The organism is Planococcus sp. 107-1 (assembly GCF_021513255.1).
In the GTDB taxonomy this organism is placed as follows: Bacteria; Bacillota; Bacilli; order Bacillales_A; family Planococcaceae; genus Planococcus.
The window spans coordinates 1071112-1087579 of the sequence record NZ_CP090977.1; the positions used below are offsets into that span (position 1 = coordinate 1071112).

Here is a 16468-nt window from a genome sequence, read left to right on the forward strand (position 1 = left end):
AGAGGAGAAAATAAAAAAACCCGAAGGAAGCGGTTAGGCTTTCCTTCGGGCATTCTTAGCAGTCTGATAGCAGTTGATGCCGAAAACAATCGCATTGGCACAAGAATTCTGGTAGCTTTCGGACTTTAATAACTCCAGTTCAATCCGATTTGTCATAAACCCGCATTCAATCAAAACAGCTGGCATATTTGTATCGCGAAGAACAGCGAAATCAGCTTTTTTCACTCCGCGATCCGGGCGTCCGGTTGCAAGAACTAAAGCGGTCTGGAGGGAGGCGGCCAATGTTTTGGCAGCTGCGGAAGGATTCGTATACGTAAAGCACTCAATTCCGCAACTCGGATTGAAAGTAGAGCCGTATGCATTGGCATGAATGGAGATGAACAATTCCACTTTTAGCCGGTTGGCTAGATTTGTTCTTTCATGCAACGGGACATCTGCATCTTTTTGGTGGCTGAAGAGGACCAAATGGTCATCTAACCCCAATCGTTTTTTGACCGCATCCGCAACAGCAGAATTAAAATGAAATTCCCGCAGCCTGCCGTCCGGAGAGCGCTTGCCTGGCGTCTCTGGACCATGTCCAGCATCAATCATTATTTTCATATTTTCTCCTCCTTTCCTCTATATATAGAAGGAAGTGGACAGAAAGGAGACATCAAAAACTTCAATTTCATTGTTTCCATGTTAAAATAGGAGCAAACCGCTTGAAAGAAGAAAGAACTTTGAAAAAGTTCTTTGTTTCTGAGTGTAAAAGGAATGAGGGTAAAGATGGGACAAGTTACAACAAAACAAGTAATGGAAACATTTGATTTAAAATTGATCAGCGGACAAGAAGGATTGGGCCGTCATATCCCGATTAGCGATATTTCCCGTCCAGGACTTGAAATGGCGGGCTACTTTACGCATTATCCGGCAAACCGGATGCAATTGCTCGGCAAGACAGAATTGTCATTTTTCGCTTTACTAGAAGCGGATGAGCGCCGAAATCGCATGATGAAGCTTTGTACGGAAGAAACGCCGGCAATCATTGTATCCCACGGTATGGATGTGCCAGCGGAATTAGTGGATGCCTCCAGTAAAACGCATGTACCGGTTCTCAGCACGCAAATGCCAACCACACGTTTTTCCAGTTTGTTGACGAATTATTTGGAAAGCCAGCTGGCACCGACGACAGCCGTCCATGGTGTGTTAGTAGATATTTACGGTGTAGGCGTTTTGATCACGGGCAAAAGCGGCGTCGGGAAGAGTGAGACTGCGCTCGAACTTGTGAAAAAAGGGCATCGCTTAGTGGCCGATGATTGCGTAGAAATCCACCAGGAAGGTGAGAATACCTTGGTCGGCCATCCGCCGAAATTGATTGAGCATTTGCTTGAAATACGAGGCGTCGGCATCATCGATATCATGACACTTTTCGGGGCAAGCGCCGTCCGGATGTTCAAACGGATTTCGCTGGTCATTGATTTGGAAATCTGGGACCAAGAAAAAACTTACGACCGGTTAGGATTGGAAGAAGAGAAGATGAGAATCATTGATACGGATTTAACGAAATTAACGATTCCTGTCCGGCCAGGACGAAACTTATCTGTCATCATCGAAGTGGCCGCTATGAATTACCGCTTGAAGCGCATGGGCGTCAACGCAGCGGAAGAGTTTTCAAAACGTCTGGACGACGTCATTGCGCAAGATACAAACTAAGTGGACGGGAAGGTGCAAGTCATGTATTCGTTTTTAGCTGCAATCGATCCGATCGCGTTTTCACTCGGTCCGATCGATGTCCGTTGGTACGGTGTCATCATCGCTACGGGCATAGTCATTGCATTTTTAGTAGGGCAGCGTGAAATGGTCAAACGGGGGCTGCATCCGGATTTTTTGACGGATCTCTTGATTTGGGCGGTGCCGCTGGCCATTGTAGGGGCACGAATTTACTACGTCACGTTCCAGTGGGAGCATTATAAAGACCATCCTGCTGATATCATCGCCATATGGAATGGCGGAATTGCGATTCACGGGGCATTAATTGCTTCGGTCATCGTTGCTTATATTTTTACGAAACGCCGCAATACCTCATTTTTGAAAGTGGCGGATATTTTAGCGCCAAGCATCCTGATCGGCCAGGCAGTTGGCCGGTGGGGGAATTTCATCAACCAGGAAGCACACGGCGGAGAGGTTTCCCGAAACTTCCTGGAAAATTTGTTCTTGCCTGATTGGATCATTAACCAAATGTACATAGACGGATCGTATTACCACCCGACTTTCCTATACGAATCGTTATGGAGCCTTATCGGCATTATCATTTTGTTGTTGCTGCGCCGGGTCAACCTGGTCCGCGGCGAAATGTTCTTCTTCTATGCCATCTGGTATTCAATTGGCCGTTTCGTCATAGAAGGGATGCGTACAGACAGCCTATATGTCATCGGAGAACTTCGTGCGGCGCAAGTCGTGTCGATTCTTGCGATTTTGATCAGTGCTGTGTTCATCATTTACCGGAGAGTGAGCTTGAAAAACCCTCCCCGCTATTTGGATAAATAATAGAGAAAGAAGCGATGGAATGTCTACTTTGAAAAATGGATTAAAAGCAGGCCTTAAGACGACATGGACATTAGGAAAAGTGATTTTCCCGATTACCTTAATCGTGACCATGCTCCAGTTCACGCCTGTTTTGCCTTTTATAATTGATTTAGTTGCGCCGCTCATGGGATTGTTCGGGCTTAGCGGAGATGCCGCCATTCCATTGGTTCTCGGAAACGCCTTAAACCTTTATGCCGGAATTGCCGGAATCTTGTCTTTGGAGTTGACCGTCAAAGAAGTCTTCATCCTCGCGGTCATGCTGTCATTTTCGCATAATATCTTTATTGAAACCGGCGTCGCGTTGAAAGTTGGCGTCAAGCTTTGGGTCGTTTTAGTTGTCCGCTTTGGACTCGCGGCTCTCTCGGGAATCATCATCAACTTGGTGTGGAAAGGCGGCGGGGAAATTGCCCAGTACGGTTTTGCACCGGAAGCGGCAGCAGATCCGCAGAGTTGGATAGGAATTTTCCTTTTAGGCCTTGAAAAAGCGACATTCGGCGTTTTGCAATTAGCGATGATTGTCATTCCGCTTATGCTTATGATCCAAATATTGAAAGACAAAGGCTATTTGCAGCGCATTTCCGATGGAATGGGGCCCTTAACCCGCCTGCTGGGAATTAAGAAAAATGCTTCTCTCACTTTAGCCTCAGGCTTGATTTTCGGATTGGCGATGGGGGCAGGAGTGATGATCCAAGCCGTCCAGGAAGACGGAGTCAGCAAAAAAGATGCGACCTTGGCTTTTATTTTCTTAGTGGCCTGCCATGCCATCGTAGAAGATACGCTGATCTTCATTCCGCTTGGCATCCCGATCTGGCCTTTGTTCTTGATCCGGCTGATCACGGCACTTGTTTTGACGATTTTCGTCTCGTATGTCTGGCGGAAATCAGAAGCTAACCGGAAGGAAGTGTATTCGACATGACGAAAGAAATCAATGCGCTGCTGTTCGATTTTGACGGCACGCTGCTGGATACAAATGAATTGATCATCCAGACTTTTATCGCCGTTCTTGGAGAGCATTTCCCAGGACGCTATGAAAGGGATGACATTCTGCATTTTATCGGTCCGTCGCTTGAACAGACTTTCGAATCGATTGATGCGGAGCGTGCTGTTGAGTTGACAGCACAATACCGGGCGATCAATAAACAATTGCATGACGAACTTATCACGGAATACGATGGCGTCACGGAAACGCTGCGCTTATTGAAAGCGCGCGGATAAAAATGGCGATCGTGTCGACGAAAAGAAGTGCGAATATTAAACGCGGCTTGGCATTGATGGGCATTGATGAAGTGTTTGAATACATCATCAGCTTAGACGAAGTCAAAAATCCGAAGCCGGATCCGGAGCCGATTTTATTGGCCTTGGAAAAGCTCGGAGCTTCAAAAGAAGAAGCATTGATGATCGGGGATAATTACCACGACATCGAAGGCGGCAAAAATGCAGGAGTCCGGACAGCGGAGTCGCTTGGTCCATCAAAGGGGAAGCCTTTTTAGCGAGCTACGAACCGGATTTCATGCTGCAGCACATTAGCGATTTGCTGGAATTGACGAAAGAAGCGGTCCAATGAGAAAGACAGAGCGCCATTTTGTCACCGGCCCCAACTCACTTTGGCATATCTACAAAACGGTTCCGTTCTGGAAAGTTGCAAAGAATTTTGCGGTTATTCAAACGGCTCGCTATACCCCGTTTTTGCCCATGAAAAATTGGCTCTATAAAACGTTTCTCGGCATGGAAATCGGTAAGCAATCTTCATTCGCTTTGATGGTGATGCTCGATGTGATGTTTCCGGAGAAAATTAAAGTCGGGAAAAACTCGGTGATCGGCTACAACACCACGATTCTCGCCCATGAATATTTGATCGAAGAATACCGGCTCGGGGAAGTGGTGATTGGGGACCGGGTTATGATCGGTGCAAATAGCACCATTTTACCCGGCATCACCATTGGTGACGGCGCCATCGTTTCCGCTGCCACATTGGTCCATAAGGATGTTCCCCCGGGCGCTTTTGTCGGCGGCAATCCGATGCGAATCATTTATACAGCTGAACAAATGGCGGAACGCCAATTAGAAAGCGCTGCTGAACAAGCAGCAAAAGAAAGCCTGTGAAGAAAAACAACCCTTTTCTTCACGGGCTTTTTTTCTAATTCCTTGACGGTTGATAGAAAGATAAGTTAAAATTAAAAAATACTTCACCACTCTAACTAACTAAAGTAAAATAACCAAATTTAGGAAGTGAATCCAATGACGATCCAAATGTTCGAAAAACCGCTCGGCATGCGGGATGATTTCCCTTTCATCGCAAAAAAGAAAGCTGAATTGCGCTCCAAAGGGACATCGATTATGGAAAAAGCAGGCTATGATTTGCTGCAGACGCCGACGCTTGAATATTACGAAACGATCGGGAAAATCAGCGCAATCGCAGATAACGCCCTCTTTAAATTGCTGGACAGCCAAGGCGAAACATTAGTGCTGCGTCCGGATATGACTTCGCCGATTGCACGTGTTGCCGCTTCAAAACTTTTAAAAGAGAAAATGCCGGTTCGGCTCGCTTATTACTCGAATGTATTTCGGGCACAAAAACGCGAAGGGGGACGTCCAGCTGAATTTGAACAGATGGGCGTTGAATTGATCGGAGATGATTCTCTTTATGCGGATGCGGAAGTGATCATTCTCGCTTCTTCGATTCTGAAAGAACTGCAAGTGGAATCGGTTCGGATTGTCATTGGGCATACCCAATTGCTGCAGTTGATCCTAAAAGATTTCGGTTTATCGGATGAACAAATCGATTTGGTAAGGGAAGCACTGGTTTCCAAAAACAGTGTAGGCTTTGAACAGCTGGCTTTATCTTTGCCCATCAAAGAAGAAGCGTTAGAAAGCTTTAATCGATTGATCACGACTTCGACATTGGCCGAATGGAAGCAATGGATCGATCCCTCAAATACGGAGCAAAATGAATTATATGAAGAAATGCTGAAATTGCACAAAATTATGGAACGCAATGGCCTGGTGGATTCGGTTACATTCGATTTAACTTTCATTAGCCATATGACCTATTACACGGGGCTCGTTTTTGAATTCTACGGAGCTGGAAGCGGATTTCCGCTCGGCAACGGCGGACGCTACGATGGATTGATGAAGCAATTCAATCTTCAAGTCGGTGCAACCGGATTTGGTTTACGGGTGGATCGGCTATTGGAAGCTATGGCCCCAAACCGTGAAAAAGAATTGCAGACGCTTGTTTTATTCACAGAAGAGACGGAGCAGGAAGCACATGAATTGGCGCAGAAGCTCCGTTCAGAAGGACAGCGGACGACTTTGCAATATGCTCCGGCTGTGCAAGCATTAGATGAATTTACGGCATTGTTCAGCGATGTCAGACGATTGGACGGTGGTACGAATGGATGAATTGACGATTGCGATGCCAAAAGGTCGCATTTTCGAGGAAGCTTATGAGTTATTGGTGAAAGCGGGCTATGATTTGCCGAAAGAACTGGATGATTCCCGCAAGTTGATCGTGGAAGCGCCAAATGAACGTTTCCGCTTTATCCTGGCAAAACCGATGGATGTGCCCGTTTACGTTGAGCACGGAGTTGCAGACGTCGGGATAGCCGGTAAAGACGTGATGCTTGAACATGACCGCTCTGTCCACGAATTGCTGGATCTTGGCATCAGCAGCTGCTATATCGCTACAGCCGGATTGCCGAATACAACCATGAACGAAGTGACGCCGCGCATCGCGACAAAATATCCGGAAGTGGCTTCCCGTTTTTACCGCAGCAAAGGCGAACAAGTGGAAATTATCGAATTGAACGGTTCGATTGAATTGGCGCCGATGATCGGGCTAGCGGACCGGATTGTCGATATCGTTTCGACAGGAAAGACTTTAAAAGAAAATGGCTTAGTGGAGTACGAAAAAATTGTCGATATCACTTCAAGATTAATCGCGAATCCCGTGAGCTACCGGTTGAAACAGCAGCGCATCTCGGAAATGGTTGAAAAGCTGAGAAAGCAGGCGCTGAAATGAGACAAACGAAATTAGCAGCCGGCATTTCCCTCAGAAGAAATGTGGCGGAAGGAAACGCGGCGCAAGTGGCGGCCGTCAAGGAAATCATCCAAAATGTCCGTTCTAACGGAGATCAGGCATTGCGTGAGTATACAGCAAAATGGGACGGCGTTGAACTTGGCAGCATTCGCGTTGAGCAATCCGAAATCGACGAGGCAGCTTTCCGTTTTGACCCGCAATTGCTGGAAGATTTAAAAGAAGCGGCAGCGAATATCCGAAATTACCACGAAAGCCAAAAGCAGGAAGGCTATAAAAACGAGAAAGCGGATGGTTCTTATGTAGCGCAGCGGGTATCTGCGATTGGCTCGGCTGGACTTTATGTTCCGGGCGGCACAGCCGCTTACCCATCTTCGGTATTGATGAACGTCATCCCTGCCCAAGTGGCAGGAGTGCGGCGCATCGTGTTAACGTCGCCTCCAGGAAAAGACGGGGCTTTATCTGACGGAGTTTTAGCAGCTGCCCATATTCTAGGGATTACGGAAGTTTATAAAGTGGGCGGAGCGCAAGCGATTGCCGCACTTGCTTATGGAACGGAAACGATTCAAGCAGTGGATAAAATAACGGGGCCGGGCAATGTATTTGTGGCGCTCGCTAAACGCGAAGTAAACGGCGATGTGGCCATCGATATGATCGCGGACCAAGTGAAATCGCGGTTATTGCAGACGACACGGCGTATGCCGATGAAGTGGCAGCGGATTTATTGTCCCAGGCAGAGCATGATCCGATGGCGAGTGCCGTTTTGTTGACAGCAAGCGAACAATTGGCCGACGCGGTTTCAAAAGAAATAGACCGCCAACTGGAAACTTTGCCGCGGCATTCCATTGCTGCACAAGCCATCCAGGATTACGGCATGATTTATATCGGCGAATCGATGGATGAATTGATTAAGGCAGCCAATGAACTGGCTCCGGAACACCTGGAAATTATTGCGGCCGATGCAGAAGCGGCAGCAGACAAAATTGAAAATGCCGGTGCCATTTTTATTGGCCGCTATTCTTCGGAGCCGGTCGGCGATTATTTTGCCGGCACGAACCACGTGTTGCCGACAAACAGCACTGCCCGTTTTTCAAGCGCATTGTCGGTCTATGATTTCATTAAACGGACAAGTGTCATCTATTACAGCGAACAGGCATGGCAAGAGAACGAAGCGAAGATTGCGAGGCTCGCGCGTCTAGAAGGGCTGGAAGGCCACGCAAGGGCAATAGAATCGCGTTCATGGGAAAAGGGGAATTGATGATGAGAAAAGCGGAATTGAAACGGGATACGAATGAAACCAAAATCGCGGTGGCGTTTTCGTTAGACGGTGAAGGAAAAGCCGATATCCAGACAGGCGTCCCGTTTATGGACCATATGCTTGATTTATTTATCAAGCACGGATTGTTCGACGGCGATATCAAAGCAGATGGCGATACGCATATTGACGATCACCACACGACAGAAGATATTGGCATTGTACTTGGCCAGGCAGTCAAAGAAGCATTGGGTGATAAAAAAGGGATTCGCCGCTACGGCAACGCGTTTGTCCCAATGGATGATGCGCTTGCTCAAGTGGTCATCGATTGTTCAAACCGCCCGCACCTCGAAATGAGAGGCGAGATTCCAAATGCGAAAGTCGGGACATTTGATACGGAATTGGTGCAGGAGTTCTTATGGAAATTTGCGCTTGAATCACGCATGAACGTTCACGTCATCATTCATTACGGCAAAAACACACACCACATCATCGAAGCGGTTTTCAAAGCGTTGGCGCGTGCGCTCGACGAAGCGACAAGCATCGATCCAAGGGTGAAAGGCGTGCCTTCGACAAAGGGGCTGTTGACATGATCATCGGCATTATCGATTACGGCATGGGCAATCTCTTCAGTGTGGAACAAGCGCTGAAGAAATTGGATTGCACCGTCATTCTCTCGGATGATCCCGAAATCCTCAAAGAAGCGGAAGGAATTTTGCTTCCGGGCGTCGGAGCTTTTCCGGACGCGATGGAATTATTGAATGAGAAAGGCTTGTCTTCTTTTATCCGGTCGTTGCCGGAACGGAAAATTCCGCTTCTCGGCATCTGCCTCGGCATGCAATTATTGTATGAAGACAGTTCAGAAGTAAAACCGGCAAAAGGGCTCGGCTTATTAAAAGGGCAAATCCGCCGTTTTGAAAAAGGCACACACCGGATCCCGCACATGGGATGGAACCGTCTGGAATTTGCTCGGATGCCTTATTGGCTGGATGATCTGCAAATCGATACGCATGTTTATTTTGTGCATTCTTTCTTAGCGGTTGATACCGATGGACAAGAAGTGTTCGGCACAGCAAGCTACGGAGAAGTTCAAGTGCCGGGAGTCGTCGGCTCAGGATTGATTACCGGAATGCAGTTCCACCCGGAAAAATCCGGTGATTTCGGCCATTATTTATTGGAGCAATGGATTGCAAATGTCAGGAGGAATCTCGATGAGCAAGTTTCAAATCTACCGCAATTGATTTGCGCGGAGGCAAATGTGTGCGCCTTTTCCAAGGGGATTATGCACAGGAAACGGTTTACGGCGATTCGCCGGTGGAAATGGCGAAGCAATTTGCAGCATCAGGAGCGGAATGGATTCATATGGTGGATTTGGACGGCGCGAAAGACGGCGTCCGCATCAATGATCAAGTGGTGATCGAAGCGGCGAAATTGCCCGTCAAGGTCCAAATTGGCGGCGGCATCCGGACGCGTGAAGACATTGAACATTATTTATCGAACGGCGTCAGCCGGGTCATTATCGGAAGTTTGGCCATCCGCAATCCTGAACTCGCAGTTTCGTTCATAGAAGAATTTGGCGCAGAGAAAATCGTTATCGGAATCGATGCAAAAGACGGCATGGCGGCGACCGAAGGCTGGATTGAAACATCGAGCCAGTCGGCAACAGATGTAGCCAAATTTTTTGCTTCCAAAGGCGCGAAGCATTTTATCTATACGGACATCGCAACGGATGGTACGCTGCAAGGCCCGAATATCGATGCCAATAAAAAATTGGTGTCGGCTGGCCAGGCGGAAGTGATCGTTTCTGGCGGCATCGGCACACTGGATGACATCCGCAGCGTCAAGAAAGCGGCAGCAGGCAGCCCGATTGCCGGCGTCATCATCGGTAAAGCGTTGTATGAAAAACGCTTTACCCTTGAGGAGGCGCTGTCATGCTAACAAAACGCATTATTCCTTGTCTGGACGTAAAAGAAGGGCGTGTCGTAAAAGGCGTCAGTTTCGTGTCGCTTCGGGATGCCGGAGATCCGGTTGAACTGGCCCGTTTCTACGATAAGCAAGGGGCGGATGAATTGGTGTTTCTTGATATCTCCGCTTCGCACGAAGGCAAAGAGACAATGGTCGAAGTCGTTAAAACCGTCGCGACCGAATTGTCGATTCCATTTACCGTGGGCGGCGGCATCCGGACGCTTGAAGACATCAAGCGGATGCTGCGGGCAGGAGCGGATAAAGTGTCGTTGAACACGGCTGCTTTAGATCGGCCGGAGCTGATCAAAGAAGGCGCCGATTATTTCGGTTCCCAGTGCATCGTGGTAGCGATAGATGCCAAGAAAAACGGCAATAGCTGGGACGTCTATACTCACGGTGGGCGCAATAAAACCGACTGGGACGCCGTGGAATGGGCGAAACGGAGCGTTGAACTTGGCGCTGGTGAATTGCTGCTAACGAGCATGGATAAAGACGGACAGAAAGACGGGTTTGACTTGGAGATGATCCAAGCAGTCCGGGAAGCGGTCGAAGTTCCTGTCATTGCGAGCGGCGGTGCAGGAAACCGCGAACATTTTGCCGAAGTCTTTGAAAAAGTGGACGCAGATGCGGCGCTTGCTGCTTCGATTTTCCACTATAAAGAAACAAGTATCGCTGAAGTAAAAGATTATTTAAAAACAATGGGAGTGAATGTCCGATGAGCAAAATCCAATACGATGAAAACGGGCTGATTCCCGTGATTATTCAAAATGCTGAAACAAAAGAAGTGTTGACATTAGCGTATGCCAATGAAGAAGCGGTCAACAAAACCATCAAACTAGGCGAAACTTGGCTGTATTCGAGAAGCCGCAAGGAACTGTGGAACAAAGGGGCAACGAGCGGCAATACGCAGCAAGTAACAGCTGTCCGCTTGGATTGCGACGGCGATGCGTTGATTTATGAAGTGATTCCAAACGGTCCTGCGTGCCACACAGGCGAAAACAGTTGCTTCAATGAAACGATTTCGGGAACACCGAATCCGTCGAAAGCGGATATGTTCAAGGAATTGACCGAATTGATCCGGAACCGTGAACAGGAAATGCCGGAAGGGGCTTATACGACTTACCTCTTTACCGAAGGCGTAGATAAAATCTGCAAGAAAGTCGGAGAAGAAGCGGCGGAAGTCATCATTGCCGCTAAAAATCGGGATCCGCAGGAATTGTCGATGGAAGCAGCGGATTTGTTCTATCACGTATTGGTTCTTCTTCAAGAACAAAAAGTGGATTTAGATCAAGTGATCGGCGTGCTTCAAGAGCGGCACGCAGTAAAAACTTCAAGTAAATAACAGGGAAATATGCTATAATGACAGCATATTTAAGTGAAGGAGCGATGACTATCGTTCCTTTTACTTTTGCGGAGGCATATTTTGGAGAATAAAAAACAGCAAACCTATAAGAATGTCCTGTCGTTTATTCCGACAGGCGAATACTATTTTAAAAAAGGGCTAAAAGAGTTACAGAAAGAACATTATCCAAAAGCGCATAAATACTTGCAGCGGGCAACCGAATTAAGCCCTGAATCGGCAAGCATTTGGACACAATTCGGCATCGTCCTTATGGAAATGCAGGAATTTGAACAAGCGATGGAAGCGCTGCGGACAGCACATGATCTCGATCCGCTTCAAGCTGAAGTCTTCTTTTTCCTCGCAGAAGTCCATGCGCACATGGGCATGTTCATGGAAGCGCGAAACTATGCCAAGAAGTATACAGAAAGTATGCCTCAAGGCGAATACATCGCAGAGGCGCTCGAAATCATCGATTTTGCAGAACAGGAAGACTGGCAGCTTTTTGATGATGAAGGGGAAGCGCAAGACAGCGAAGATTTCTATCAACAGGAAAAAGCGCGGCGCCTCATGGAACAAGGGGATTTTGCGAAGGCGATCACGCTCCTTGAAAATCTGATTGAGGAAAAGCCGGATTTCTGGGGAGCCCATAACAACTTGGCTTTGGCTTATTTCTATATCGGCGAAACGGAAATGGCAAAAGCGTTATTGCATGATGTGTTAAGACGCAATACCGGCAATCTTCATGCTTTGTGCAATCTTGCGGTATTCCATTACTACGAGAAAAACGACGAACTTGAGGATGTCTTGGCGCTTTTGAAAAAGATCCAGCCTTATGTTTTTGAACATCGCTATAAACTGGGCGCCACTTTTGCGCTTGTCGGCAAATACAAAGAGGCTTATCGCTGGCTTAGAAGCCTTCAAAAGCGTGGATTTGATGGAGATCCGGCTTTTTATTTCTGGTTGTCGCATGCGGCTTACCATTCTGGCCACGAAGATATTGCGAGACAGGCATGGAAGCAGTTGACGAAAATGGATCCCGGAAAAGACGGCTATGAACCGTGGTACGAAAATGAGAAAATGCCCCATGAAGATGCATTGGAGCATAACCGCGATTACTTGATCGGCAAGCTTGACCATGAGCATCGAAGCGAGCGGTTATTCGGCTTGTTCCTGCTCGGGAAATCGTCCCATAAACAAGAAATCATTTCGCATCCGAAATGGCTGAAAGCGGAACAGCCGACAGTTCTTGAAACGTATTTGCTCGGCTACGCGCTCGGCCATTCCTTTAACGAGTCGGTGCTTGAAGAAAAAGCGTTTTTGCGGGCGATGGAAGCGACTGAAATTCTATATGCAGAAGAAAAAATGGTTACGGAGAAAGGCTCCTATGCGTTTCAAATGTGGTTCATGCTAGTAGAAAAAGCGTTTGACCGAGGCTATGAATTCAAAAATCCACGGGCGCTTGCAGCGGCAGTGGATTATATGGTCAAGTCTTCGAGAGACCATGCCATTACGAAAAAAGGGATTGCCGCGCGTTTCGGTGTATCGGCCGCCACATTGACGAAGTACGTCAATCAATTGATCCATTATTTGCCGATTTTCGAGTCCTAGGCAAAAACCTTGCTGTAACAGAAAATATCTTATACGATTTACTTATTGAGACCGAGGAGGGCCTATTATGACTGAAACAACGAATATCTATGACGTGATTATTATCGGAGCCGGACCAGCAGGCATGACCGCTGCTGTTTACACTTCAAGAGCCAATCTTTCAACATTGATGCTTGAACGTGGAATTCCGGGCGGACAAATGGCCAACACAGAAGAAATCGAAAACTATCCAGGCTTTGAACATATCCTAGGGCCGGATCTTTCCAACAAAATGTTCGAACATGCGAAAAAATTTGGCGCAGAATATGCGTATGGTGATGTAAAAGAAATCATTGATGGTGAAGAGTACAAAACGATCAAAGCGGGCTCGAAAGAATACAAAGCACGTGCGATCATCATTACAACCGGAGCCGAATACAAAAAAATGGGCATCCCGGGCGAAAACGAACTGGGCGGACGCGGAGTCAGCTATTGCGCAGTTTGTGACGGGGCGTTCTTTAAACAAAAAAATCTTGTCGTAGTGGGTGGAGGAGACTCTGCAGTTGAAGAAGGCGTCTACTTGACGCGCTTTGCTGACAAAGTGACAATTGTTCACCGCCGCGATGAACTAAGAGCCCAAAAGATCCTTCAAGACCGTGCATTTGCCAATGATAAAATTGATTTTATCTGGAGCCATACGGTGAAAGAGATCAATGATGAAAACGGCAAAGTCGGAAGTGTGACTCTTGTGTCGACAAAAGACGGAGCAGAGCAGGAATTTAAAGCAGACGGCGTATTCATCTATATCGGTATGCTTCCATTGACTAAACCATTCGCTGAATTAGGCATTTTAAATGATGAAGGCTATATCGTGACGAATGAAAAAATGGAGACTTCCGTACCGGGAATCTACGCTGCAGGGGACGTACGCGAGAAAATGCTTCGCCAAGTAGTTACAGCAACTGGCGACGGAAGCATCGCTGCCCAAGCCGCTCAGCATTATATTGAAGAATTGCTTGAAAAAACGGGTATCAAAGCTTAATTTAACGCGTTCTTAACGCCTTTGTAACATGTTTGACATGAAGAGGTGGTATAGTAAGGATAGTAAATTGACCCCCTTTTTATAAAGTAATTTGACAGGCCGTTTTCCGGAAATTCCGGGAGGCGGCCTCTTTTTGTTTGTCTTGCATCTATTAAATCCAAATCGGCGTTTCTACTTTTCTTTTATCTCGTTCCAGCGCCCAGCCTCTCGAGGTCGCTTCGGACTTACTGCAAATGGAATCTACTTTTCTTTCTTTGCATGACACGCCAGGATAGTTGTATAATGGAGAGAGTTTACAAAGATACGGAGTGTCGAATGTGCAGAGAATTGCGAATTTATTAGTGGTCCGTGATGGACAAGTACTGTTATTAAGAAAACCTCGGCGCAATTGGTATGTCGCTCCGGGCGGCAAAATGGAATCAGGCGAGTCGATTTACGAAGCAGGAATCCGGGAATTCACAGAAGAAACCGGGGCAAAACCTGTTGGAACTCATTTAAAAGGCGTTTACACCATGATGATTTATGAGAATGATCAAGTAGTCGATGAATGGATGCTTTATACATTCATCGCGAGAGATTTAGAAGGCCAGTTATTTGAAGAAACACGAGAAGGATTGCTTGAATGGCATCCGGTCGAGAGTTTGGCGTTTTTGCCGATGGCAGAAGGGGACCGCAGTAACCTGCTTTTTGCGGTAAACGAGCCAGGCATGCAATACGGAACTTTCCATTACACATCTGAGTTTGAATTGATCAAGGAAAGTTTACAAACATCGGTCGAAGAGGAGAATCCCCAAAATGGATAAACATGTAGACGAGACGGAGTTAATCATTATTACCGGCATGTCTGGAGCCGGCAAAACGGTCGCCATCCAAAGCTTTGAGGATCTCGGATTTTTCACGATTGATAATTTGCCGCCGGCGCTTTTGCTGACGTTCATTCAATTGATGAGAGATTCCGGAAAATCGATGAAGAGAGTCGCAGCTGTTATGGATCTTCGGGGAGGAGACTTTTTCGATAGCCTTGTAGATGCGATCGACAATATTTCAAAAGAGCCGAAAGTTTCGACGACCTTGCTGTTCCTGGACGCTGACAATCAAACGCTAGTGAGCCGCTATAAAGAGTCAAGACGTTCACATCCCTTATCTCCAGGAGGCTTAGTGCTCGGCGGGATCAAAAAAGAGCGCGATATGCTGATGGACCTTCAAGGAAGAGCCAAATACATCTACAATACTTCCACTATGACCCCACGGCAATTAAAAGAAAAAATTGTTGGCGATTTTGCTTCAACTTCAAGCAATGTCTTTACCGTTAACGTGATGTCATTTGGATTCAAACACGGCATGCCGATTGATGCCGATTTAGTGTTTGATATCCGTTTCCTGCCGAATCCCTATTATATAGAAGAATTAAAACCGTTATCGGGCTTGGATGCTCCAGTTTCTGATTATGTTCTTCAATGGACAGAAACGCAGACCTTGATCGAAAAGCTGACCGATCTGTTTGAATTCATGATTCCCCAGTACAAAAATGAAGGAAAAGCACAGCTTGTGATCGCTTTTGGCTGCACGGGCGGACAACATCGATCCGTTACGTTTGCCGAATACTACGGAAAACTGCTGGCAGAAGAAAACAAAACCATTATTACGCATCGCGATGTCAAAACAAGAAAGGGCTGAGTACATGACAGGTGCTTTACGCCGTAAGCGTGTTGTCATTATAGGTGGGGGCACGGGGCTTTCCACCTTGTTAAGAGGGTTAAAGAAATTCCGCTCGATTTAACGGCCATCGTCACGGTAGCCGATGACGGTGGAAGCTCAGGACGCTTGCGCAACGATTTGGACATTCCGCCGCCTGGCGACATCCGGAATGTCATGGCGGCTTTGTCTGACGCAGAACCGCTCGTTGCTGAAATGTTTCAGTACCGTTTTAAACAGTCACTTGACTTAGATGGGCATTCATTAGGAAATCTGATGCTTGCTGCATTAACTGAAATCACAGGAGATTTCTCCCATGCGGTGCGTGAAATGAGCCGGGTTCTGAATGTCAACGGAACCGTATTGCCGGCTGCCAACCAATTGGTCACGCTTCATGCTGAATTTGAAGATGGCACCATTGTCAGCGGAGAATCCAAAATTCCAGCTTATTTACAGCCCATTAAACGGGTTTTTTTAGAACCGAATGATGTGAAAACCTTGCCGGATACCATCGCAGCTATCAACAAAGCCGATGTGATCGTGGTCGGACCGGGTTCGCTGTATACAAGCATTTTGCCGAACCTGCTCGTGAAAGACATCAAGAAAGCCTTAATGGCATCCCAAGCGAAAAAAATCTATATTTGCAACTTGATGACGCAAGCGGGCGAAACCTACCACTATACAGCTTCAGACCATGTCCAAGCCTTGTATGACCATGTAGGAGAAGATTTTTTAGATGCTATCCTTGTCGGGAAAATCCAATTTCCGCCGTCGGTAGTGGAGCGCTATAAGAAAGAACGGGCTTGGCCAGTAGAATATGACGAAGAACATCTGCGGAAAATGGGGCTTGAAGTCTACAAAGAAGAAATCACGAACATCTTTGGAGAAGCCGTACGCCATGAACCGATGAAAGTTGCAGAATGGTTATTTGGATATGCCGGTGGCCTTGCTAAAGAAGATTCAAAGCATCTTTACTTTTAA

Annotated in this window: 14 protein-coding genes and 5 pseudogenes; 18 read left to right on the forward strand and 1 reads right to left on the reverse strand. The window is 47.0% G+C overall.

The features are described from left to right. Window positions 1–33 precede the first annotated feature (33 nt). Window positions 34–600 carry an N-acetylmuramoyl-L-alanine amidase gene (locus L0M13_RS05670; RefSeq protein WP_235198679.1) on the reverse strand — a complete coding sequence of 189 codons (567 nt, stop codon included), beginning with the start codon at window positions 598–600 and terminating at the stop codon, window positions 34–36. A 165-nt stretch (window positions 601–765) separates the two neighbouring features. Between L0M13_RS05670 and hprK the strand changes: the two genes are divergently transcribed. The 18 genes and pseudogenes from hprK (at window position 766) to yvcK (ending at window position 16468) form a co-directional block, all read left to right on the forward strand. Then, window positions 766–1692: an HPr(Ser) kinase/phosphatase gene (gene hprK / locus L0M13_RS05675; RefSeq protein ID WP_235198680.1), complete on the forward strand. Its 927-nt coding sequence runs from the start codon at window positions 766–768 to the stop codon at window positions 1690–1692. Window positions 1693–1713: 21 nt separating this feature from the next. Next, window positions 1714–2526, forward strand: coding sequence for a prolipoprotein diacylglyceryl transferase (gene lgt / locus L0M13_RS05680; protein ID WP_235198681.1), 813 nt, complete (start codon window positions 1714–1716; stop codon window positions 2524–2526). 19 nt (window positions 2527–2545) lie between these two features. Next, window positions 2546–3481 carry a nucleoside recognition domain-containing protein gene (locus L0M13_RS05685; protein WP_235198682.1) on the forward strand — a complete coding sequence of 312 codons (936 nt, stop codon included), beginning with the start codon at window positions 2546–2548 and terminating at the stop codon, window positions 3479–3481. Further along, window positions 3478–4129 (forward strand): annotated as a pseudogene (gene ppaX / locus L0M13_RS05690) (pyrophosphatase PpaX). Before L0M13_RS05685 ends, ppaX begins: the two are co-directional and overlap by 4 nt. Then, window positions 4126–4668: an acyltransferase gene (locus L0M13_RS05695; RefSeq protein WP_235198683.1), complete on the forward strand. Its 543-nt coding sequence runs from the start codon at window positions 4126–4128 to the stop codon at window positions 4666–4668. Before ppaX ends, L0M13_RS05695 begins: the two are co-directional and overlap by 4 nt. Before the next feature lie 135 nt (window positions 4669–4803). Next, window positions 4804–5967 (forward strand): ATP phosphoribosyltransferase regulatory subunit, encoded by a 1164-nt coding sequence (hisZ, locus tag L0M13_RS05700; RefSeq protein WP_235198684.1) that lies wholly within the window; start codon window positions 4804–4806, stop codon window positions 5965–5967. Next, on the forward strand, window positions 5960–6586 hold the full coding sequence (hisG, locus tag L0M13_RS05705) for an ATP phosphoribosyltransferase (protein WP_052652247.1): 627 nt from the start codon (window positions 5960–5962) through the stop codon (window positions 6584–6586). Before hisZ ends, hisG begins: the two co-directional genes overlap by 8 nt. After that, a pseudogene (hisD, locus tag L0M13_RS05710) lies at window positions 6583–7859 on the forward strand (histidinol dehydrogenase). Before hisG ends, hisD begins: the two are co-directional and overlap by 4 nt. Before the next feature lie 2 nt (window positions 7860–7861). After that, a complete protein-coding gene (hisB, locus tag L0M13_RS05715; protein WP_397443519.1) occupies window positions 7862–8449 on the forward strand; it encodes an imidazoleglycerol-phosphate dehydratase HisB in 588 nt (195 codons plus the stop codon). After that, window positions 8446–9066 (forward strand): annotated as a pseudogene (gene hisH / locus L0M13_RS05720) (imidazole glycerol phosphate synthase subunit HisH); the annotation flags it as partial. The gene hisB and the pseudogene hisH, both read left to right, overlap by 4 nt. A gap of 1 nt (window position 9067) precedes the next feature. After that, window positions 9068–9794 (forward strand): annotated as a pseudogene (hisA, locus tag L0M13_RS05725) (1-(5-phosphoribosyl)-5-[(5-phosphoribosylamino)methylideneamino]imidazole-4-carboxamide isomerase). After that, window positions 9788–10540, forward strand: coding sequence for an imidazole glycerol phosphate synthase subunit HisF (gene hisF / locus L0M13_RS05730; RefSeq protein WP_235198686.1), 753 nt, complete (start codon window positions 9788–9790; stop codon window positions 10538–10540). Before hisA ends, hisF begins: the two are co-directional and overlap by 7 nt. After that, window positions 10537–11163: a bifunctional phosphoribosyl-AMP cyclohydrolase/phosphoribosyl-ATP diphosphatase HisIE gene (gene hisIE, locus L0M13_RS05735; RefSeq protein ID WP_235198687.1), complete on the forward strand. Its 627-nt coding sequence runs from the start codon at window positions 10537–10539 to the stop codon at window positions 11161–11163. The genes hisF and hisIE overlap by 4 nt, the downstream gene beginning before the upstream one ends. Window positions 11164–11244: 81 nt before the next feature. Continuing rightward, entirely contained in the window at window positions 11245–12771 is a 1527-nt protein-coding gene (locus tag L0M13_RS05740) for a tetratricopeptide repeat protein (protein WP_235198688.1), read from the forward strand. Between the two features lie 67 nt (window positions 12772–12838). Beyond that, window positions 12839–13792, forward strand: a complete 954-nt coding sequence (gene trxB / locus L0M13_RS05745; RefSeq protein ID WP_235198689.1) for a thioredoxin-disulfide reductase — start codon at window positions 12839–12841, stop codon at window positions 13790–13792. A 317-nt stretch (window positions 13793–14109) separates the two neighbouring features. Further along, window positions 14110–14595 carry an NUDIX hydrolase gene (locus L0M13_RS05750; RefSeq protein WP_235198690.1) on the forward strand — a complete coding sequence of 162 codons (486 nt, stop codon included), beginning with the start codon at window positions 14110–14112 and terminating at the stop codon, window positions 14593–14595. Continuing rightward, complete coding sequence (gene rapZ, locus L0M13_RS05755) at window positions 14588–15469, forward strand: RNase adapter RapZ (RefSeq protein WP_235198691.1); 882 nt, start codon at window positions 14588–14590, stop codon at window positions 15467–15469. The genes L0M13_RS05750 and rapZ overlap by 8 nt, the downstream gene beginning before the upstream one ends. A 4-nt stretch (window positions 15470–15473) precedes the next feature. Next, a pseudogene (gene yvcK, locus L0M13_RS05760) lies at window positions 15474–16468 on the forward strand (uridine diphosphate-N-acetylglucosamine-binding protein YvcK).